At 42.5% G+C, this 22,511-nt stretch carries 17 protein-coding genes; 15 read left to right on the top strand and 2 right to left on the bottom strand.

The features are described 5' to 3' along the window. The first annotated feature begins 21 nt into the window (after positions 1-21). The 5 genes from FSB84_RS24600 to FSB84_RS24580 all read left to right on the top strand — a co-directional run bounded on the left by FSB84_RS24600 (position 22) and on the right by FSB84_RS24580 (position 4,262). Positions 22-2,337 (top strand): ABC transporter permease subunit, encoded by a 2,316-nt coding sequence (locus FSB84_RS24600; RefSeq protein WP_130540501.1) that lies wholly within the window; start codon positions 22-24, stop codon positions 2,335-2,337. Between the two features lie 238 nt (positions 2,338-2,575). Then, a complete protein-coding gene (locus tag FSB84_RS24595; RefSeq protein WP_130540500.1) occupies positions 2,576-3,187 on the top strand; it encodes a hypothetical protein in 612 nt (203 codons plus the stop codon). Positions 3,188-3,199: 12 nt separating this feature from the next. Beyond that, positions 3,200-3,595, top strand: coding sequence for a hypothetical protein (locus tag FSB84_RS24590; RefSeq protein WP_130540499.1), 396 nt, complete (start codon positions 3,200-3,202; stop codon positions 3,593-3,595). 69 nt (positions 3,596-3,664) lie between these two features. Continuing rightward, positions 3,665-3,889 carry a hypothetical protein gene (locus FSB84_RS24585; RefSeq protein WP_130540498.1) on the top strand — a complete coding sequence of 75 codons (225 nt, stop codon included), beginning with the start codon at positions 3,665-3,667 and terminating at the stop codon, positions 3,887-3,889. Positions 3,890-3,899: 10 nt separating this feature from the next. Continuing rightward, positions 3,900-4,262, top strand: coding sequence for a nuclear transport factor 2 family protein (locus FSB84_RS24580; protein ID WP_130540497.1), 363 nt, complete (start codon positions 3,900-3,902; stop codon positions 4,260-4,262). 865 nt (positions 4,263-5,127) lie between these two features. Here FSB84_RS24580 and FSB84_RS24575 read toward each other — a convergent pair. Next, positions 5,128-5,940 carry a hypothetical protein gene (locus tag FSB84_RS24575; protein ID WP_130540496.1) on the bottom strand — a complete coding sequence of 271 codons (813 nt, stop codon included), beginning with the start codon at positions 5,938-5,940 and terminating at the stop codon, positions 5,128-5,130. Between the two features lie 512 nt (positions 5,941-6,452). Between FSB84_RS24575 and FSB84_RS24570 the strand changes: the two genes are divergently transcribed. The 8 genes from FSB84_RS24570 (at position 6,453) to FSB84_RS24535 (ending at position 13,093) form a co-directional block, all read left to right on the top strand. Further along, positions 6,453-7,316 (top strand): helix-turn-helix domain-containing protein, encoded by an 864-nt coding sequence (locus FSB84_RS24570; protein WP_130540495.1) that lies wholly within the window; start codon positions 6,453-6,455, stop codon positions 7,314-7,316. Between the two features lie 76 nt (positions 7,317-7,392). Further along, a complete protein-coding gene (locus FSB84_RS24565) occupies positions 7,393-8,736 on the top strand; it encodes an amidohydrolase family protein (protein ID WP_130540494.1) in 1,344 nt (447 codons plus the stop codon). A gap of 21 nt (positions 8,737-8,757) precedes the next feature. After that, entirely contained in the window at positions 8,758-9,936 is a 1,179-nt protein-coding gene (locus FSB84_RS24560) for an MFS transporter (protein WP_130540493.1), read from the top strand. A 52-nt stretch (positions 9,937-9,988) separates the two neighbouring features. Further along, positions 9,989-10,465 (top strand): hypothetical protein, encoded by a 477-nt coding sequence (locus FSB84_RS24555; RefSeq protein WP_130540492.1) that lies wholly within the window; start codon positions 9,989-9,991, stop codon positions 10,463-10,465. A 322-nt stretch (positions 10,466-10,787) separates the two neighbouring features. Next, on the top strand, positions 10,788-11,039 hold the full coding sequence (locus FSB84_RS24550; protein WP_130540491.1) for a short-chain dehydrogenase: 252 nt from the start codon (positions 10,788-10,790) through the stop codon (positions 11,037-11,039). 14 nt (positions 11,040-11,053) lie between these two features. Next, positions 11,054-12,127, top strand: coding sequence for a 3-oxoacyl-ACP synthase III family protein (locus tag FSB84_RS24545; RefSeq protein ID WP_130540490.1), 1,074 nt, complete (start codon positions 11,054-11,056; stop codon positions 12,125-12,127). A 63-nt stretch (positions 12,128-12,190) separates the two neighbouring features. Next, entirely contained in the window at positions 12,191-12,646 is a 456-nt protein-coding gene (locus FSB84_RS24540) for a cold shock domain-containing protein (RefSeq protein WP_130540489.1), read from the top strand. A 141-nt stretch (positions 12,647-12,787) separates the two neighbouring features. After that, positions 12,788-13,093, top strand: a complete 306-nt coding sequence (locus FSB84_RS24535) for an RNA recognition motif domain-containing protein (protein WP_130540488.1) — start codon at positions 12,788-12,790, stop codon at positions 13,091-13,093. Positions 13,094-13,154: 61 nt separating this feature from the next. On the opposite strand, the gene FSB84_RS24530 is transcribed toward FSB84_RS24535, so the two are convergent. After that, a complete protein-coding gene (locus FSB84_RS24530; RefSeq protein ID WP_130540487.1) occupies positions 13,155-16,166 on the bottom strand; it encodes an AAA domain-containing protein in 3,012 nt (1,003 codons plus the stop codon). Between the two features lie 467 nt (positions 16,167-16,633). On the opposite strand from FSB84_RS24530, the gene FSB84_RS24525 reads away from it, so the two are divergent. Both FSB84_RS24525 and FSB84_RS24520 read left to right on the top strand, forming a co-directional pair. Further along, positions 16,634-21,217 carry a RecQ family ATP-dependent DNA helicase gene (locus FSB84_RS24525; protein WP_225979877.1) on the top strand — a complete coding sequence of 1,528 codons (4,584 nt, stop codon included), beginning with the start codon at positions 16,634-16,636 and terminating at the stop codon, positions 21,215-21,217. Positions 21,218-21,334: 117 nt separating this feature from the next. Then, positions 21,335-22,477, top strand: a complete 1,143-nt coding sequence (locus FSB84_RS24520) for a hypothetical protein (protein ID WP_130540485.1) — start codon at positions 21,335-21,337, stop codon at positions 22,475-22,477. The last annotated feature ends 34 nt before the right edge of the window (positions 22,478-22,511 follow it).

The following is a 22,511-nucleotide window of genomic DNA, read 5'->3' as shown; positions in this document are numbered from 1 at the left end:
TTCCATACAACCGTATTTGCAATGAAAATAATTCTCAAAATAGCAAGGGCTGAGCTCAGAACATTGTTCTTTTCTCCCATTGCCTGGGTGGTGATAGTAGTATTCTTTGTGATCAGCGGTATGCAGTTTGTGACGCCATTGATGGACGGAGCAAGGATCCAGGAAATAGAAAAGACCAATAGCCCCGGTTGGAACGGTTTTACCGGACCGCTGACCATTAATATGTTTCTCGGCACACTGGGGCAATGCCTTAAATATCTCTATCTTTTTATTCCGCTCATCACCATGGGAATCATCAACAGGGAGGAGACCTCCGGCACCATGAAATTACTGAGCTCATCACCCGTAAGGATCCGCGAAATCGTTTTGGGGAAATACCTGGGCCTGCAAGGTTTTAATCTCGCACTCATGAGTGCTGTGGGTCTGCTGCTGTTCACCGGCTATCTCACCATTCAGAACGCAGAGCCGCTTTGGCTTTTGAGTATCATGCTCGGTCTGTTTCTCGTGAGCAGTACCTATATGGCCATCGGACTTTTTATTTCCTGTTTGACCAATTATCAGATAGTTGCCGGTATTATTACATTCCTTGCATTCTTTGTGCTGGAAATAGCGGGCGGTTTTTTTCAGCACTATGATTTCATTCGTGACCTTACCTGGTTCCTTCAGATCTCCGGCAGAACGGAAACCATGATTGCCGGGCTGATCACAACAAAAGACCTGTTCTATTTTCTGTTGATTATTGCACTTTTCCTTGGCCTGGCGATGATCAAATTGAAAAGTAAACATGAATCGAAAAAATGGACGGTTGCCGCCGGTCGCAACATGACGCTGATTACCCTGGTGCTGTTGCTTGGCTATGCCAGTTCCCGTCCGGGTTATATCGGCTACCTGGATGTAACGCGTAATAAGCTCAATACCATCGATCCCGCCACGCAGGCCGTACTGAAAGAGCTTGATGGTTCGCCCGTAACAGTAACCCTGTATACCAACCTCCTTGGTGCTAATTTACCTTTCGGAGTACCCAATGCAAGAAATGCCTATATCCAGAATTTCTGGAGCAAATACATTCGTTTCTATCCCAATATCAAACTGAAATATGAATACTATTATGATATTCCGAAAGGAGACAGTATGCTGTACAAGGCATTCAAGAATAAGAGTATTCATCATATTGCCAAACAGTTTGCGCGAATGAGTAAAAATGACCTGGACCTTTTTCAGAAACCCGGCGAGATCAATAAGCAGGTAGACCTTTCGCGCGAGCCAATGCGACTGGTGATGGAGCTGAAGTATAAGGAAAAGAAAACGTTGCTCCGCACGTTTGATTTCATAATCTGGCCTCCGGAACCTGTGGTGTCTGCATCAGTGATGAAGCTTACCAGGAACCTTCAACCTGAAGTGAAATTCACTGCAGGTCATTATGAGCGCAGCCCCTGGCGAAATGGAGAAAGAGAATTTGGTTCACATACCAACAATACGCTGATGGCTCCAGCCATGATCAATAATGGTATGATGGCCGATACTGTTTCTTTCCTGCATGGTAGTTTGGTGGATAAACCAAAACTTCTGGTAGTAGCCGATCCTAAATCAGCATTGGAAAAAACAGAACAGGATTCGATACTTCGTTTTATCGAAGAGGGCGGCAATGCCATGTTCTATGCCGAGCCCGGCAAACAACAAATGCTCAATCCTGTATTGAACAAGATAGGAGTGAACCTGGAGGATGGGAAGCTGCTTTATAATAAACATAATACAGGTAATGCTGACCATATAAGAGGCGCTATGACGAGGGCCGGAGCTTATTTGGCGAAGGAGAGTGCAATGCATTTGTACCAGTTGGATCCTAAGTACGGTATTAGCAGCTTTTTTCCCGGAGCGGCCGTAATCAATTATGTTGACACGAATGGATTTGTTATCGAGCCTATATTCACTTTGGCCGGTAATAAGAATGCCTGGATCGAAAAAGGATACGTTCAGGAAGATTCTGCTGCTTCAGTGTTTGAGCCGGAAAAAGGCGATATACAACGCGATGAATATGTGATCGGCATCAAAATGACCCGCCAGGTAAATAACAGGGAGCAGAGGATAATAGTGATGGGAGATGCTGATTTTATGACTTCCGGATATTCCAGTGGCGGCGCAATCGGTCTGGGATTGTATAGCTGGCTTACAAATAACGAGTACCCGGTATATACAAGGATCATAGAGCATAAAGATGTATTCCTCACCATTGGAAGAAACACTGGTAAAGTGCTCTGGTACGTTTTCGTATATGCTATCCCGGGGCTGCTGCTGATTGCAGGAACCATCCTCCTCATAAGAAGAAAAAGAAAATAATGTACAAAGTATAGCCACGGAACCTTAGCCATTCAGAGGGGCTGGTCATATCAATCGGCCAGCCCCATTTTTTCCCATTAACTTCCCGGTTTGTCCAATGCAGGCAGAGAGCTGGCAGTCGCTCGCCTCCCGGCGAGAGACTTCTATTAGTTCGCCTCCGGCGAACAACCCGCCTGCCACTATCCATTTCCCCATATCATAATTCTTCCCGTACTTTACAGCTCATAAACCAGCAACAATGGGATATTACATCAGAGTTTTAGGCACGCAGGACCCGGACATCCATATGGATGACTTAATGGAAGGACTCGTTTCAGAAGAATTATCTGCCAAATTCGCTTTCGATGAAGGCGAAGAGCCCGGCAAATGGACTGTTATAGACATCCTCAATGAAGAAGGCGATCACCTCGCTCAACTGGAAAGGAATCCCGTATTGCCCGGCGAACTCGGACAGGATGAGCTGAACGAATTCCGTGAATTCATCCAGGAAGACAAACCGCTTTCTTCAGTACAATGGCTCACCGAATATTTCAATAAAGTGAAAGTGATCTATGCAATCCAGATGCTGGATGCATCCTTCGAAGAAGGGAATTATGAAATAGTGGCCAATATCAAATCCACCATCTGGAATAAAGTTGGTGGCATTTTGCAGGCAGACGATGAAGGATTTTCCAATGAAGATGGCTACCATATTCTCTGGCAGTTCGCAGACGATGTAACGGGAGATTGGAGTTGCGCTGTGTTGAATGAGAAAGGAGAGTGGGAGCGCTTTGTGATGGACCTTGGCGATAAGACGCAGCGCAAAGAGTTCCAGGAGGGGACAGTGCCCAAAAAAGCGAAACGGATCTGACAATCCATCAACATGAATATTGCTTCAGGCATTTTATTTGCCACCTTATCCCTGGCTGCTCTGACGGGCTATTCTCAAACCGGAGTAACTTCTCCCGATATGAAGGAAACGAAAAGATATAAACCTGCCGATTCGGTGAGGAACTATAATGGAGGATACAACAAGCTCTTTGCATTTGTAGGAGAAATGATCACGGTTGATCAGTTACCATATCAGCCCGGGGAGTTCGATGAGAGCTTTAAAGCAAAATATCGTATTCTTCAAAAAGTATATGGCAAATTTGAAGGAGATACCATTGAGTTCCTCGTTTTTGATCATTATGGCAGGCCGCCATTTACACGATACAAAAACGTTTTGCTTTATGTATTTGCAGACAGCGGCACCTATGTACATGAAAAATATATGTAAAATCATGTTTACAAAACAAAGGACCAGAAATGGGCGGGCCCTTACGAGACCCGTGATTACGCACACGAATTGAATAAGCATACCACTGTTAAACCAGTGAAACTGGATTTCTCCGAAGAAGTGGCAATCCCTCTGAAAGGAAAGCTTACTAAAGAAGAATGGAAGGTATATTTCCCTGCGCCCTATTACAAATTGGAAGCTGGTAAAGCCATTGTTGTATACAGAAACTATGTTGAAGACCTGGTGAAATTGAAACAGGGTGGCTTCCTGAAAGCCAGGGAACAGCACAAATAAATCCAATCATATGAGCGAGTCAGCTTTACGGGAAACGGTAATCCGTTGGGATCAGGCCATCGTCAGCAATGATGTGAACCAAATCTCACCATTCATGACCGATGATTGGGTGATCGTTGGTGCAGATGGTATTACCACTAAAGCTGATTTTCTTGTTCCGATAGCATCCGGTAAACTCACGCATAACCGGATGGATTCAGATGAAATGCATATCACAATTAAAGGCAATACTGCCGTAGTGATCAGTAAGGGCACCAGCGCAGGAACCTGGATGGGAGAGGATTTCAGCCTTTATGAATGGTCAACCAGTACTTTTATTTGGATCGATGGGAAATGGTTATGTATGGTTACGATGTTAACGATGGTTAAGTAGTAGCGATAATAACTAAAAGAACAGGGATCAAAAAAAACTCTCAACGGGTAACTTCAAATATTCGTCAGCGTTATATCTATCTTAAAATATTTTTTTCTTCTACAATCTTTTAGAAATCATCTTTCGTATATTTGGATAGGACAACTAGAAAGAACGCATATACATAAACGTCTTGCAATGCAAATCTGACAATTTTACTCCGCAAGGCCGAATGTAGTGCCCTTACACTATATTTACAACTATAGGGTTGGGCCTACTTTTGTCTTCTGTTGGAGTACCGTCGAAAGACGGCGGCCTTGTCAGGGCCAGCGTTGCAGAAGGCGGGTAGGTGTCAGCCCTATAGTTTTTTTGTTGTATACTCCACCTTGGGTTTTCATTTTTCCTCCGCCGTTTATTTTCTCATATCTCAAACAGAACAAAGTTCAGTTGAAAGCTGAATTGCGATGCTGATGCATTGCTAAAGCGTTATGCTGCAACTCCAGCAGAATGCCGGATGCCGGATGCTGAGAGTTAAAGTGGAATGCTGCATGCTGAAGGCTAAAGCTGAACGCTAACACTGAACGTTGCGTGCATGACGCTACATGCTACTTGCATATTGCTTCGCTATTGCAATAAGCAATACGGATATGTCATGCACTAAGGTTAACGCTCAGAAGTCATGAATACCTGTAAGTATTCAGGTATTGATCCCTTTTACTCTGCCCATTATTCACCTTAAAAAAAATGAAAAATGCACAAGACTTTATTCTGTTGCAGCGAGTGCGAACGCAAGCACAAAAAGCACAAGAAGATCAAAAAGGAAAACAAAGTTTTCAGCGATGCCAACCGGGAAATGTTTCCTGATCTGATCCAGGCTCTTCAATTGCTAAGGCCCATCCTGTCCCGCTTCCGTGAGAATAACTTCGAGGGAGTTCCCTGCGCTCATAGGCTTGTGATCAGGCAGCATTACTATCCCGCCAGCCATTTTTCCAATTCCGAAAAAGTGCAGCAGCCTGCATCGTTTATCAAATTGCTGGGAAAATGGTTGCAGCCGCTTGGGTTCTATCCTGATGAAAAAGTGAGGATCCTGGCTTTTAAAGGCATCCTGATCCTTTGTCCTGACAACTTCAAGGAAGTTGATGCTTTGGTCGAAAGCCTTAATGTTGAACAGTCCTTGCTTGCGAAAGTACGCTAGCCATAAATGATACGGCAAAAGCTGGCGCCGCGTTTCAGGACTGAGCAGGTTCTGGGAGGCGGTTTTGCCGTTAGGGATTGATTGAAGTTCGCAAAGTAATTTGTTATTGTTGTCCTGCTTTTGCGGCACCGGAATAAACAGTTCCACTTTCTCCTGTACAATTTGCTTATTATCTTCAGGCCAAAATTGTTTCTTCAATTCAATTGTAACGGCTGCCTGTTCCATTTCATTTTTCAACAGTTGATAAGCGCGTCCGGTCATTTTACGATACAACTTGTGACTTCTCTTTTCAAACGGAAGGCTGCGATGCAGTTCTGAAGCCAGCTTGCTTGCTATTCCAAAAAGTTTTGCAAACTCCATCGTGCGTTTGAATTTCGGATCGCGCTTCACACGCCGGCCACTTAAAGAGCTCACAGCACGCGCATAATATTTGCCGTCCATCTTGTAGTAGACCACATCGCCAATACGGCCCACCAGTTTTGTTTTTCCGGATTGTCTTGCCATGATCGAAAGTTTTAGAATGAACAAATCGAATGCAAATTCAAATCTCCTATGTTTATTATTTCCACTTTCAACTTTCTTATACTATGCATATACTAGTCGTATAAGAAAGTTTGTTGACATTGACTGTCAGCCTTATATTTTCCCATTCCTGGCAATGCAACAGGATTTTGAACGAAACAGGTGATTTTGACTATAGCTTCACCTCATTTGGACTTGTTTGTCCAAAATTCTGTAATGCTTAAACTTTAAACTTTATTGCCTGACCTGCAGATTGGAGTGATTGTACTGTGATAGCTGAGCTTTATTGCTATAGTTTTCGGGTCCCTCCCGAGGTAAAAGCGTATGATTTCCCTGTTCTATCCGGGTGATATCCGATGTCTATGCTTGATTGTACGCTTGCTTTCCGACTGACTCCCAATTGACATATACACTTACAGCGTACTACCGCACAGGTAACAGCGCAGGATATCCATATAACAATATTGTAGTCATACTGAATTACCTTTGCCAGCATGGCCGGCACATCTAAAACATCTAAAGACAAGATCCCTGTTCTCAATATCAGGGAGTTCCTCTCAGACCAGGAGGCCGAGCCCAGTTTTCAATACCATGAGATCTTTGGTGCCCGCAGTATTGAGAAATTTCACAAGCATGATTTTTTCCTCTTTTTGCTATTTGAAAAGGGGAGTGGTATTCATTCCATCGACTTCACGGATCATAAGGTAACAGATCACCAGGTGCATATCCTGTTCCCGCACCAGGTGCATAAATGGAATTTGGGCGCCCGCACAAAAGCATATCAGCTGATGATCAGCAAAAGGATCTTTGAAACCTTTTCCGCTTCACTGGATCTGTCTTTTCTTCTCTTTCAAAATCATCCCGTTGTACAACTCTCCCCGAAAGCTTTTCAGTTGATGTGTTATGAATTCCAATCTGTCCGCATAGAGTTGAAACAGCAACCTATCAGCTGGGACCTGATCTATCTGCGCAGCAATATCATTGCGCAGCTGGTAAATCGCGAAGCGGAACAGAAATTCAAAGACCTGAGCCTTTATCAAAAAACTCCTGTGCTGCAACGTTACCTTTCTCTGGTTGAACAGTATTTCAGGGAAGAGAAATCCGTAGCATTCTATGCAGGGTTATTGCATATCACGCCCAATTACCTGAATATTCTTTGCAAGCGGCAATTCCAGGTATCCGCCATGTTCTTTATTCAGAAGCGGGTAACGCTGGAGGCTAAACGAATGATCCTGTCAACGGATCGGAGCCTCAAGGAAATTGCCTTTGAGCTCGGGTTCAAAGACCCTGCGTATTTCTCGAATTTCTTCAGGTCGCAGACAGGCTCGTCTCCCCGCGAATTCAAGACCGCGTTATAAATATTACAAGTATTGGCATGATTTCCGCACCCTCCCTCCCACAGTACCGGCGTAATTTTGAATCAAACTGAAAGGAATGGATCAACATAATATTTCAAGGAAGCACTTTATCAGGAATGCATCTGCACTGGTAGCAGGCGGAACAGGAGTGATGCTGGGTGGTAATGTAATGGCGGGTGAATCGTCAAGAGAAAGCAGTGCTATACCTGATCAAAAGAATTACTCCCTTAAAAATGTAAAACTGGAAACCGGTTTTGAATATGAAGAAGGGGAGGTGATCGCTACCAAAACAGAGCTCTTCCTCATAAAGATCGCAGATGGTAAGATTGCTGCTATCCTTCCGAATGATCCAAAAGCCAAAGCCATCGATGCAAAAGGAATGCTGATGTTGCCTGCATTCAGGGACATGCATATTCATCTTGATAAAACATTCTATGGTGGTCCGTGGAAAGCAAGACAGAAAAAGAACAGGAGCGTGCGCGATATGATCTCACTTGAACAAAGGATCATTCCTGAATTACTGAAAACATCCACTTACAGAGCGGAAAAGCTGGTAGAGCTGCTGCAATCCAATGGTAGTGATTTTGCAAGAAGCCATGTAAATATCGATCCAACTTCAGGTCTGAACTCACTGAAGAACCTGCAACTGGCCCTTCAAAACAAAAAAGACAGCTTTGGCGCAGAACTGGTGGCATTCCCGCAACATGGGTTATACTACACCGATAGTACCGGCCTTATGCGCGAAGCTGCAAAAATGGACATCGATTTTATCGGCGGTCTCGATCCGCAGTCCATCGACGGAGATATTCAAAGAAGCATCAACTTCACTGTTGATCTGGCGATGGAATTCAATAAAGGGATCGATATCCACCTGCATGAAGGCGGAGAATCCGGATTGAAAACTGTTGAATACCTCATCGAAAGAGTGAAGGCCAATCCGCAACTGAAAGGCAAAACCTTTCTCAGTCATTGCTTCGTGCTCGCGAGACTGGATAAGGCTAAACAGGAATCGATAGCAGATAGTCTTGCAGGTGCTGGTATTGGGATCGTGTCCACTATTCCATTTGGCAATACTATCATGCCCATTCCAGCATTGTATAAATATGACGTTACCGTTCTGACCGGCAATGACAGCATTATAGACCACTGGAATACTTTCGGCTCCGGCAGCGTATTGCAGAAAGCGAATCTGATGGCGCAGCTTTATGGTTATTCCACTGAATTCGATCTCTCGAGAAGTCTGAAACTGGCCACTGCCAACGTTTTGCCGCTGGATGATAAGGGTAACCGCCAATGGCCCGCAACCGGGGATAAGGCCAACCTGGTATTGGTAGATGCCAGTTGTTCGGCAGAAGCGGTGAGCAGGATCTCGCCTGTACGTTCGCTGATCCATGAAGGAAAGATCGTTTTTACCCGATAAATTTGCAGCAGAATACATGCAATGATGATGCAATCCAAACCCGCGCTCACAAAAAGTACACTGTGGCTGATGACCATCGCTACGGGTATGATTGTGGCCAATAACTACTATAATCAGCCATTACTTGGACTGATGGCGAGGGATTTTGGAGTGCCTGAATCCAGGATCAGCAATATCGCAATGCTTACACAGATCGGTTATGCGATGGGGTTATTGCTGCTGGTGCCGCTGGGCGACAGGCTGGAAAGGCGCAAGCTGATCCTTTGGGATATGGTGGCCATCATCATTTCGCTGGCAGGCATGATGCTGGCGCCATCGGTGGAATGGTTGTTTGCAGCCAGTTTCCTGGTGGGTTTCACCAGTATTGCTCCGCAATTGTTTGTACCGATGGCGGCAGAACTGGCGCCAAAAGAAAAACAAAGCTCCGCCATCGGAATGGTGATGAGTGGATTGCTCGTAGGGATCTTATTGTCGAGAGTATTGAGCGGATTTGTAGGGGAGTTCCTGGGCTGGAAAGCAATGTATGGGATAGCAATAGGATTCATGCTGGTGCTGGGTATACTGATCTGGCGCAGTCTCCCTGAAGTACAACCGAATTTTGCCGGATCATATGGAGAACTGATGCGCTCACTGGTTTTTCTCACTCGTACGCAGCCCGTTCTACGGGTGGCCGCTTTTCGCGGAGCCACTGCCTTTGCTGGTTTCAGTGCATTCTGGACAACCCTTGTTTTTCATTTGGAAGAAGCGCCCTTTCACGCAGGACCGTCTGTTGCGGGTTCTTTCGGCATTATTGGTGCAGCAGGAGCGCTGGCGGCGGCAGTGGTAGGGAGGATCGCGGCTAAAACCACAGCTTACAGGATCATTCTCTTTGCAATACTCATTATGCTCCTGAGCTGGGGGATCTTCTACGTGGGTGGTTACACTTATATCGGACTGATCATCGGCATCATTCTTATCGACCTCGGTTTACAATCGATGCATATCATGAACCAGTCAAGCTTTTTTGCACTTCGCCTCAATGCGAATAATCGGCTGAATACGGTATATATGGTGAGTTATTTCATTGGCGGGTCTACGGGAACCTTTGTAGGCGCACAGGCCTGGAAATACTATCAGTGGCCGGGTGTGGTAGCTACAGGAACTGTGTTTTGTTTATTGACCCTGCTGGTGCACCTGTTCTTTGCCCGGAAGAAAGCCTGATAATGGAAAACTGGAATGAATTATCAGGATAATTTTTATCTTCCCATCCTCTATGATGCTGGAATGCGTACCCCTGAAAGAAATCATCATCAACAAGATCCGGTTGCCATTCGGCATTCCCCGCGAGCTGGTGCGCGCCAAACTCGGTGTTGCCTATGATGAACAGAACGAAGAAGTTTTACTTGAAAACGAAGATACTCCCATCTTCCTCCGCAGGGATCTGTACAATCAGCTCCATTCCAACGACAGCTATTTCTTTCTGCATTATGATCAAAACAACTTCCTGTTTGAGCTTGAAGTGCACCATTGTAAAAAGATAAAACTGTTCGGCATCGAATTCAACTTCATGGATGAGGCGGAATTGATCGCCAATGAACTTTCCCAACATGCAGCCATTACCGAAGAAAAAGAAGGTTACTGGCATTTCGGGGAGATCCGAATTCATATTATGAATGAAACACAGATGGGAGAGGAAGAAAACAGCAAGCTCGGGTACTTTTGCTGCTCCGCCGGGGAGCTGATGCAATAGTCAAGGAACGGCTCACTATTTGACTGAATATCATTTGTTTATATTCTGTAATCTGGAAATGAAAAGCTAATTAACACCGGCGTTTTCAACATAATCCGGCCCATATGGCAATTTAATCGTATCTTCAATACCAATATTACCCTCCCTGCACCTATTTTGATTCCTCATTTCAACATTAGTGGAGGTCTGTTCTAATTAAAAGGTGAATATTATTCCGGCAATTTTGAAGGAGACGAAAGCGTTCCCCGGCAACAACTGGCCAGGAAATCGGGGAGAGATCAACTATTTCCGGGATCTGATTATCAAACTAAAAACCGTCATAATGTCGAATGAGCAAATTGGAAATTTTGTGGAAGAGAAATTCCTGAATGAAACACCTGTATTGATCAAATGTAAGATCCGGGGTGCCTTCAAAGGCCTTTTCGTTCAAACTGCAGATTACAGGGAGTTGAAAGCGAAGAATTTCTGGAGAGTGGTTCCTGAAGCGAACATTGAAAATTTCAAAAGAACGGGCGATACCAATTTCATCAAAATTTTCAGTGGTTTTGAGTTCACCAAGCTTTCTGCACTGTAATTCCTGAATAACACATGAGTAGAAACATCATAACTGGAACTGGAGCATATATCCCTACCCATATCCGCAAAAATGAAGATTTCAATAATTCCGTTTTCCTGAATGAGGATGGTACGCCATTCAACAAGCGAACGGACCAGATCATTGACAATTTCAAAAAGATAACCGGAATAGAGGAGAGAAGATACGCAGAGGCTGAATTCAGCAGCTCTGAAATGGCTGCTTTTGCTTCGCAGGCCGCTATCGATGATAGTGGAATTGATAAGGAGCGGATCAGTCAGATCATTGTTGCACACAATTACGGTGATCTTAAACCCGGCACATTTCAGCCGGATACGGTACCTTCCATTGCGTCCAGGGTCAAGCACAAACTGGGGATCAAAAACCCTGAATGTGTTGCTTATGATGTACTCTTCGGTTGTCCCGGATGGTTACAGGGGCTGATCCAGGCAGATTGTTTCATCAAAGCCGGCGCCGGCACCATTTTTTTGGTGGTGGGCACGGAAACCCTTTCCAGGATCATTGACCCGTTCGACCGCGATAGCATGATCTTTGCTGATGGTGCAGGGGCCTGTATCCTGGAAAAAAGAACCGATTCGCAGCCTCAGCAGGGTATCCTGAGTGCGGCCAGCAGATCGGATTGTCTGGAGGAAGTTGGATTCATCAATCTCGGAACATCCTATTCCAGGGAAACCGATGATGCTACAGGATATATCAAAATGCAGGGTAGAAAAGTGTACGAGTATGCGCTGACCAATGTGCCTGCGGCCATGAAAGATTGTCTGGATAAGAGCGGAGCTTCCATTCATGAGCTCAAAATGATCTTTATTCACCAGGCAAATGAAAAAATGGACGAAAGCATATTGAAAGCTTTTTACCAGTTATATGGCATCAGTGAACCACCGGCCGCTATTATGCCGATGAGCATACAATGGCTGGGCAATAGTTCGGTAGCCACCATCCCAACCTTATTACACCTGGTAAGGAAGGGAGCGATCGAAGGGCATTCCTTATCACCCGGAGATCTCATCATGTTCGCTTCTGTAGGTGCAGGAATGAACATCAATGCAGTTTGCTACAGGTATTAACGGGCGCCTGGTTACGCAGTAGGCAGAGGACCGGGATGCAATTACTAAACTTAAATTATTATCATGGCGAAATCAAAGGAAACCTTTACAAAGCGGGAAAAAGAAAAACAACGGATGAAGAAGCAACAGGAGAAGCTGGAGAAGATGAAAGAGCGCAAGAATAATAAAGACCAGAATAGGGGTCTTGACAGCATGATCGCTTACCTGGATGAAAACGGTAATCTTACAGATACGCCGCCTGATCCCCGTAATAAAAAGGTTTTCCTGGCGGAAGAAATTCAACTCGGTGTTCCTAAAATGGAAGATAACCCAGAAGAAGCAATCCGTACCGGTGTAGTATCTTTCTTCAATACCCAGAAAGGGTTTGGATTCATCATCGATTCCGAGACCAAAGAACGGATCTTTGTGCACTCCAACGATCTCAACATACAAATCAGCGAGAACGATAAAGTAAAGTTTGAAGTGGTCAGGAGCCCTAAAGGCTATAATGCAGTGAATGTTACGCTGAACAAAGATTAAAGTTTGTTAATGTAATTTTTAGTGTATCTTTACACATTCATTTGAGCGTTGCATCAGTATTTGTCATTAATCTGCTAAGTCCGCATTTAATTCCTATACTTCTTGCCTTACTCAGATTTTCATTATTTTAAAATTGAACAAATGAACATTTATGTATCAAACCTGTCTTTTAATGTACAGGACGAAGATTTAAGGGAATATTTTGCTGCTTTCGGTGAAGTGAGCTCTGCAAAAGTGATTACAGACAGGGAAACCGGCAGATCCAGAGGATTTGGATTTGTTGAAATGCCTGACGATAGCGCAGCCCAGAACGCAATCTCCCAACTCGACAATTCTACAGTTGATGGCCGTCAGATGCGCGTATCTGAAGCAAAGCCTAAGACTGAGAAGACTTTCAACAAAAGCCCATTCAAAAGCAATAACTACGATAAACGTAACAGGTGGTAATTGCTGTTAGAATATTTGGAAAGCCGTTTCGAAAGAAGCGGCTTTTTTGTTTTGACTGCCATCACCCCCTTTCATAAGTGAGGTAACCCGCCAGGATACCCGAAGGCGTTCTGGTTTCTTTATTCAAAATGCTGGAATTGGCAAAAACGATAAAATTGTCCTGCGCCCGGGATACCGCAACATTCAGCATATTGGGCTTATTATCCCTGTCGAAGAACATGGTACCTGCATCACCCGGACCGTAAACTGTAGAAAAGATGATAATGGGGCGTTCTGCCCCCTGCAAAGCATGTACAGTGCCCAGTTTGATCCTGGCGGTATCAAACCCTGCAGCATTCAGGGCCCGGTATATTGTCTGTTTTTGGCCAACGAATGGTGTGATAATGCCAACCACATCTTCAATCTTTTTGTTATACTTTTCTTCAATGACATCCTTGTTTTTTAACAGCCAACCGATAATTGCATCGGCCTCTGGTTGATTGTAGCGGCTGTTGTTTATGGTTGTTGAATGAGCTTCTACATGAATGCAGTACATGGGAGGAAACAACGTTTTTCCAATTCCGCTTCCCTTTAATGGCTTGAGCAGACCGCCATAAGCCAGCATATTACAATAACTGATGATTTCGTCGAAGCATCTCCGGTGCTCTATCAACAAAACTCCTCTCTCTGCAAGTCCCTTCTCCTGGTAAGAGCAGGCATTTTGTGCCATTTTCATAATACTTCCTGTTGATGCAAGAAAGCCTTTCGGATGGTATTCTTTTTCAAAAATAAGATCGTCATAATCCCGGACCAATCCTGTTGCTTTCAGATTGCCGATATCCATTTTATTCGTGATATTGTATACTGGCTCTATTTGCTGTATATCGCCCACAATGGCGGCCTTCCTGGCTAATGAAAAAGTAGGGATGCCAATTTCTGGCGATACCTGTCCTGCTTCATCTACAATCAGTAAGTCAATAAATTCAGTAAGTGGCGGATTGTCAAAAATAGAGTCTCCCTTATCTGATTTTTGCAGAAATCTGGATGAAGTAAAAAACCTGGGAGCCATATAGAATGTGCTTACAAAGCAAGGGGTAAGCATAGCCTGTCTTTGCCAGCGATTTCTTGATTTTTCATCGTTTCTGCCAGCGAAGTTATCGGAAAAGAGATCCTCTTCCAGCTTGAGTATCCACCTGCCTTCCCAGTAATGTAATGCCAGTTGAAATGCCTGGTGACGTAATGTGATATCAAGTTCATCGTAAAAACAATTGGCCTGACTCTTCTCCGGATCATTGCGCCTTAATCCTTCGATTTTTAAATATTCTTTTTCCCAATAGGCAGTTTCGTTTCGAGGGGGATTTCCTTTGATATTGTTTTCCTGTTTCCAGCTTTTCCATTCCTTTATTCCCTTCAGGATACTCCTTGCCTCATTGATTTTTGAATCTATTTTATCGAGGATTACTGATTTCTTAAAGATAAACTCACCTGAGTCCTGGATCAGTGAATTACGAAGAAGCACTCTTAATTCCGTTGTCCTGCTTTTCAGGGCAGATTTCAATCCCAGAAAACAAAACAGTTTTCTGAAAAATGGTTCTTCTCTGAAATAGGTGACTACTTCTTTTTCCAGTGCAATTAAAGCTGCAATTTCGGCTTCGAAATTAGTTTCATCAAGGGTTTCATGGGAGTCGAAATATTTTTTTCGGTCAAGGTTCTCCTGACAATATGAGCTATCAAAAGTTTTCAAGGCCTGCTGGTAGGATTTCCATTTTTCGCCACCTTTTACAATAGAGGAACTTATCGCTCCAATTTGTTTTTGTATTCTCCGCAGAATTTCCGGGATATCCAGAACTTCAGTTTGAAAATGATGATTACCACTTTTCAAAAAGAACTCTTTGGCCTGGGACAGATAGGTATGATTTTCCACTTTTGTAAAAAGGCCGTCCCCGTTTAATTTCTTATAGTTTATTCCCTTTAGTTCGTTCGCTGTTTTCGTATTTGAAGGAAGATAGGTTGCGTAACCGGTTATTTCAGGAAGCCAGCGCCCTTCCAGGCTTCCCTGAGCAGTTTTTGCCTTAATAAAACTGTCTAAGATATTTGTTACAGCCTGGTTATTGGTAGAGCAGGCCAGAATGAAAGGAGGGTGAATTCCTTTCAATGCATGTTCAACTACCATATTAGCCACAATACTTTGGAGCAGGGTAGTTTTGCCGGTGCCAGGAGGCCCGTTAACGGCAAACACCTTGTCGTTCGATTGTAGGAAAGTATACAGGCTTTTTCTTTGTGAAATAGATAAAGGAAATTCAAAACCCATTTGTCCAAGATGAAGACTATTGAAATCAATCAGCTCTTCAACGGTAAGAGGTTCATTTTTGATGTTGTTGTGAAGTTGTATGAAGTTATTGAGCAATGGTGGCAGATCTTTCGCCTTTAGCAGTTTTTCATAAAGCTGAATAATTGCAAATGCAGCATTTATGTCCTCATCCGGCAAGAGGACGATAGCGTTGTTGATAGTAGCTAAATGATCAGTACTGTACACAGCAATCGGTTTGCCTACAGCCAGGGCGAATACGTTATTCAGGTATTGAAGGTATTCTGAGTACGAATCATATTTTTCTTTGCCTGGAACAGTGGCATTATCTACGTTTTCTACTGATGTAAAAATAAATTCCGTTTTCTCATCAGCCAGTGGTTCCAGAAACTTTCTTTGGAAAACCGGAAATGTTTCTTCAGGTACAGCAAGGTTGCCGACCCGGTCCAGTTTTGCATAGAACCAAAATGGGAATTTTGGTTTCTTATCTCTAAGAAAGATCTGACGCTCAGAAACAGGAACCAGTTTAAACGGAGCAATCAAAACAGTAATGAAATCCAGACTTATCCAGTCATTATTATTCTTATTGCTGATCCCTCTTTTTTTATTGATTCTCGTTTCTTCAAAATCAATTAACTCGTTGACACTATCGATTTGTTCAATTACTGGTGTTTCCAGGTTAAAATTTTCGATCTCGAAATGTCTGAACTTGTCGATATCAATGTCTGCAGCCTGTGCATCAGACAGGCTTTTCTTCCAATAAGATAACCAGGTTTTATTTTCCATAATCACTTTTACTGATAGGCTCAGCAAACAGTCGGCTTTAATTATTTATGTAAAATGCGTAATCACTAATCTACAATTTTTGGAGAAATTGAGGGACATAAACCTCTGTAAATTGATTCATAAAAAAGCGGCTAATGCTGATAGTAAGTGGAAAAATGGAAAAAAATAGTTATTTTGAGTGTGTGGTATACCGGTAGACCATATCATTTATGAACTCAACAAATGGAAAAATCGATTGCTTTTGTTGATACCGAAATTGATTCAAGGAGCAGAACAATCCTGGATATTGGCTGTGTAAAGGGCGATGGCCGTTCTTTTCACAATACTTCCATTGGCGAATTTGTGAAATTCCTTGAGGGATCACAATTTATTTGTGGCCATAATATTATCAGGCATGATCTGCAATTCATCACTCCGATGCTCGGGAGGGGCAATTCCCGGAAAATAATATCATCGATACACTTTATTTGTCGCCACTCCTGTTTCCTGCCAGACCCTATCACGCCCTGGTAAAAGATGATAAGCTTCAAACTGAAGAGCTGAATAATCCTCTGAATGATTCAATACAGGCTAAAAATCTCTTCTTTGATGAGGTAGCTGCTTTCAGGCAGTTGCACGTAAAGCTGCAGCAAATTTTCTATTTTTTGCTAAGAGACAAGTCTGAGTTTAAGGCATTTTTCCATTTTTTATCATACATCCCCCAATATGCGGATACAGAGTTTCTGATAAGAGAACAATTCAAAAATGAAATTTGTGAACAATCTGACCTTACTAAAATAATAGCTGATCACCCTATTGAACTTTCATATTGTTTGTCTCTTATCAATGCCAATAATCGTTATTCCATCACGCCTCCATGGGTATTGAAAAATTATCCGGAAGTTGACAGGATTATGGCAAAATTGAGAAATAGGCCATGTATGACTGGTTGCGTCTATTGCAACAAGGCATTGGATATTCAGCAGGGGTTGAATCGTTTTTTTAATTTCAATTCTTTCAGAACCTATGGCGGAGAGCCTCTTCAGGAAAAAGCAGTGCAGGCTGCAGTTGACAACAAATCATTATTAGCTGTTTTCCCAACCGGCGGAGGTAAATCCATCACATTTCAGCTGCCCGCACTCATGAGTGGGGAAAATGTAAAAGGGTTGACTGTGATAATTTCTCCCTTGCAATCATTGATGAAAGACCAGGTGGATAATCTGGAGGCATCGGGTATTACAGATGCTGTTACCATCAACGGCCTGCTTGATCCTGTGGAAAGAGGAATATCATTTGAACGCGTCGAGAACGGATCAGCTTCCCTTCTCTATATTTCTCCGGAATCGCTTCGATCCAAAACTATCGAAAGATTATTGCTGGGCAGAAAGATCATCCGGTTTGTAATTGATGAAGCGCATTGCTTTTCTTCCTGGGGGCAGGATTTCAGGGTTGACTATTTGTATATCGGAGATTTCATAAAATCCCTTCAGCAACAAAAAAATAACGGCGAGGATATACCGGTGTCCTGCTTTACCGCCACGGCAAAACAAAAGGTTATAGAAGATATCAGAGATTATTTCAGGCAAAAACTCTCTATTGAGCTGGAAGTTTTTTCTTCAAAGGCTTCCAGGACTAACCTGAAATACAAAGTGATCGAGCAAAAGGATGAAGAAGAGAAGTACCAGACAGTAAGAGACCTGATAATTGAGAAAAACTGTGCTACCATTATTTATGTTTCGAGAACCCGGAAAGCATATCAACTGGCTGAAAGGTTGGTTGGCGATGGCTTTAATTCCAGGCCTTATCATGGAAAAATGGAAGCAAAAGAAAAAACGGAAAACCAGAATGCTTTCATTTCAGGAGAAACACAGATAATGGTAGCAACTTCCGCTTTTGGAATGGGGGTAGACAAAAAAGATGTAAAACTGGTGATTCATTTTGAGATCTCAGATTCCCTGGAAAACTATATCCAGGAAGCAGGAAGAGCCGGGAGGGACGAAAAGCTGGAAGCCGAATGCTTTGCCTTATTCAATGAAGAAGATTTAAGCAAACATTTTATTCTCTTGAATCAGACCCGGCTTTCCATTAAGGAAATTCAGCAAATATGGAAAGCCATTAAGGATCTCACAAGATTCAAGAATTCACTTTCCAATTCAGCATTGGAAATTGCCAGAAAAGCCGGTTGGGATGATAATATAAAGGAAATTGAAACAAGGGTAAAGACTGCTGTTGCTGCATTGGAAGACGCTGGTTATTTAAAGCGGCAGCAGAATGCACCCAGGGTTTATGCCGACAGTATCAGAGCGAAAAATGCGCAGGAAGCCATTGGGAAAATAAACAGTTCTACAAGGTTTGAGGAAAAGCAGAAAACGACAGCTATCAGAATTATCAAAAAACTCATTTCGAGCAGAAGTAAAAAGCAGGCAAATAATGAAACTCCGGAATCCCGGATTGATTATATAGGTGATCATTTAGGGATTAGGAATGATGAAGTCATCAATATTATTACGATCCTTCAGCAGGAAAATATACTTAATGATGCTAAGGATCTTACTGCCTTTATCAAAAGGGGAGAAGGAATAAACCGTTCTCTCTACATCGTAGAAATGTTCAACAGGATAGAGGTTTATTTGCTCAATATTCTGGAAGAACAAGAAAAAACTTTCCACATTAAGGAATTGAATGAAGATGCTGAAAAGAATGGGTGCGAAGATGTAACTCCAAACAAAATAAAAACGATCCTTAATTTCTGGGCTATTAAGCACTGGATTAGAAAATACAATCAGGAATACACGAAAAATCATGTCAGCGTTATTTCACTGCATCCGCCATCTGAATTGCAGAAGAGAATGGAAACAAGACATAAACTGGCAGGATTCATTGTGAAGTTGCTATATGAAAGAACTAACCAGGGGGAAACAGAACACCCATCATTGGAGAAAGAAATACTGGTGGAATTCTCGGTACTGGAATTGAAGGAAGCTTATGAGAACAGTCCGGACCTTTTTAAAGTTGAGATAACCGTAAAAGATATTGAAGATTCCCTTTTTTACCTGTCCAGGATTGAAGCAATTAAAATTGAAGGAGGTTTTCTTGTTATTTACAACAGGCTAAATATTGAAAGACTGGAGCTTGATAATAAAAAAAGGTACAAGGTTGAAGATTATCAAAAGCTGAACCAATTCTATGAAAACAAGATTCAGCAAATCCATATAGTGGGAGAGTATGCAAAAAAGATGGTGGAGAACTATAAGGAAGCACTACAATTTGTTGAAGATTATTTTCAGTTGAATTATTCCTTTTTTCTAAATAAGTATTTCAATGGTGAACGTCAAAAGGATATTAATTTTACGCTTACTCCCGAAAAATTCAAGCAGTTATTTGGCGGGCTTTCACTTGAACAGATAAACATCATAAAAGACAAGAATACCCAATACAAGGTGGTATTGGCCGGACCCGGAAGCGGTAAAACGAAAGTGCTGGTACATAAGCTTGCCTCTTTAATCCTTATGGAGGATGTAAAGCATGAGCAATTACTGATGGTGACGTTTTCACGGGCAGCAACTACGGAATTCAAGAAGCGGCTTCGCCAGCTTATTGGTAACGCCGCACAGTATATAGAGATCAAAACTTTTCATTCCTATTGTTTCGATTTGCTGGGGAAAGTTGGAAGTCTGGAAAAATCGGACCAGATATTGAAAACTGCGATTGAAAAGATCAGGAATAACGAAGTTGAAGCAAGTCAGATCACAAAGACTGTTCTTGTGATTGATGAGGCGCAGGATATGGATGGTGATGAATTCGAGCTGATAAAATCACTAATGGAACATAATGAAGATATGCGGGTAATAGCTGTTGGGGATGATGATCAGAATATTTATGAGTTTCGAGGCGCAAACTCCCGGTATCTCTCACAGTTTATCGAAATGGATAAAGCTGGTAAAAGTGAGCTTATAGTAAATTACAGGTCCAGGAGTAATATTGTCGAATTCTCCAATCAGTTTGTTAGTAAGATTGAGCAAAGGTTGAAGGAGGCGCCGATTATTGCCAGCCAGACGGCTAATGGTAAGGTAAAGGTCGTTCGATATCAAAGCAACAGTCTTTTTGATCCTGTTGTTCGGGATATTCTTTCCGCTGAATTGTCAGGAACTGTTTGTGTGCTTACAAGAACAAACGAAGAAGCCCTGCAGGTTACCGGTTTGCTTATAAGAAATGGAGTACCATCTAAATTAATTCAAACGAATGATGGGTTCAACTTGTACAATCTCGCAGAAGTCCGATTCTTCATATCGCAACTGGACATGTCTGCTGAAAACTTCATAATCCATGATGATATTTGGGCGTCGGCAAAACGGAGCCTGACTCAAAGGTTTCAAAAAAGTGAAAAACTGGAATTGTGTAATAACCTGATCAGTGATTTCGAAGCAACAAACCCCAAATATAAATACAGGTCTGATCTGGAAGTTTTCATTCGGGAATCTCGAATAGAGGATTTTTACAACGGTAATGGTGAAACGGTTTTTGTGTCAACTATTCACAAGGCCAAGGGGAAAGAATTTGACAATGTATTCCTGATGCTCAATAATTTCAACCTGGCAACAGATGAATCCAAACGGCAATTGTATGTAGCGTTGACAAGGGCAAAAAGGAATCTGACCATTCATTTGAATTCGAGCTTTCTGGATGATATTAAAGTTGAAGAACTGGAATTGGTGATGGATAATGAGATGTATCTTCCACCTGCAGGCTTTTCAATGCAGCTTAGCTACAAAGATGTATGGCTGGGGTTTTTCAAAAATTGTCAGGAGATAATTTCTCAACTGATAAGTGGGGATGAGTTGAGTGTGAATGGAACTGATTCTTTGAACGCACAAGGATATACTGTTTTGAAGTTCTCAAATCAATTCCAAATGAAAATTGAGGCGATGAAGGAGAGGGGGTATGTATTAAAAAGTGGAAAAGTAAATTTCATTGTTTACTGGCTGGGGGAAAGGGAGAAACAGGAGGTGCAAATAATTTTACCTGAGCTGTATTTTGAGAGAGCAGATCTGGCCGGATACGTAAAGGACTAAGTAACGTGTATCCGTACTTCGGGCGAGTTACGTATATTTGGCACTTGCAATAAAAAATGCTTGATTTTCCGGGAAGGATCTTAAATCTTATCTATAAATCGGTTATCCTGAATTACTATGAACTATACGCTCTTAGATGAACATATCCACCGTTTTGTTTCGAGCTTAAAGTCTGATCCGGCATTATCCCATCAATATATTGAAGAAAGGCAACAAAGAGTTGCATATTATCAAAGCTATGATCGTCAGAGAATACTGAATATGACACCTGACGAAGTGTATACTTATTTAAGTCAGCTGTGGGCCATGCTTATTTGGGGGAACAAACACTATGTTGTAGATAAAATTCTATCAGATAATACACTTGAAGGTTTTCGCCTGGAATTGGTCAATCTTTTGTATGGAGATGCTGATATTGAGTCCCGCTGGAATCATTTCAGAAAATCAATAAAAGGTATGGGGCCCGCAATGATGAGCGAGATACTTTGTCATACATTTCCTAACGACTACATGTTGTGGAACCGGAGGGCGCATATAGCTATGGATTATCTGGGAGTACCTAATCTTCCAACTTACGATTACCAGTTGACAGGCAGAGTGTATACATATCTTTCCCAGGTGTGTAAAGAGATGGCCGGTAGATTGGCTGCAAATGGTTTTGAGGATCCTACTTTATTGGCTGTTGATTATTTTATGTGGGATGAATTGCAGGTAATAGAGAAATTGAGTGACTTCAAGAAAGGAAAAGAAGCTGATGATGCAGAGCTTGCTTTGCAAAAAGCAAGCTTGATTATACCGGGAAATGAGGCGGCCAAGCTTCAGAAGGAAGAGTTGGAGGCGATAGTTGAATTCAAGCATAACGATATTCGTGATAAGCTGGCAGCAATCGGAAATTTTTTAGGTTTCAAAGCTGATATTGAAATGAAGGTTGCCAATGGCGCAGTGGTTGATACTGTTTGGGAGGCCACTATTGGCAATATGGGGCGGGTAATTTATGTATTTGAAGTGCAGACAAACGGGTCCATTGATAGTTTGATCCTGAATCTCCTGAAAGCTGCAAATAATCCGGCTGTGCAAGGGCTCGTTGCTGTTAGCGATGCCAAACAAATTGAAAGAATAAAGAAAGAAGTGGCCCAGCTTACGCAGCTAAGTTCCAAACTGAAATATTGGGATTTCAAAGAAGTGCTGCAGGTTCATGAACAATTCGCCTTGAGTTTTTCAATGATCAATAAACTTGGTCTGGTTCCACAAGGCTTCTAAAAATAGTTTTAGCACTGTAAGATTGTTAAACGTT

The organism is Pseudobacter ginsenosidimutans, assembly GCF_007970185.1.
Classification (GTDB): Bacteria; Bacteroidota; Bacteroidia; order Chitinophagales; family Chitinophagaceae; genus Pseudobacter; species Pseudobacter ginsenosidimutans.
This window is presented reverse-complemented; position numbering and strand designations above follow the sequence as displayed.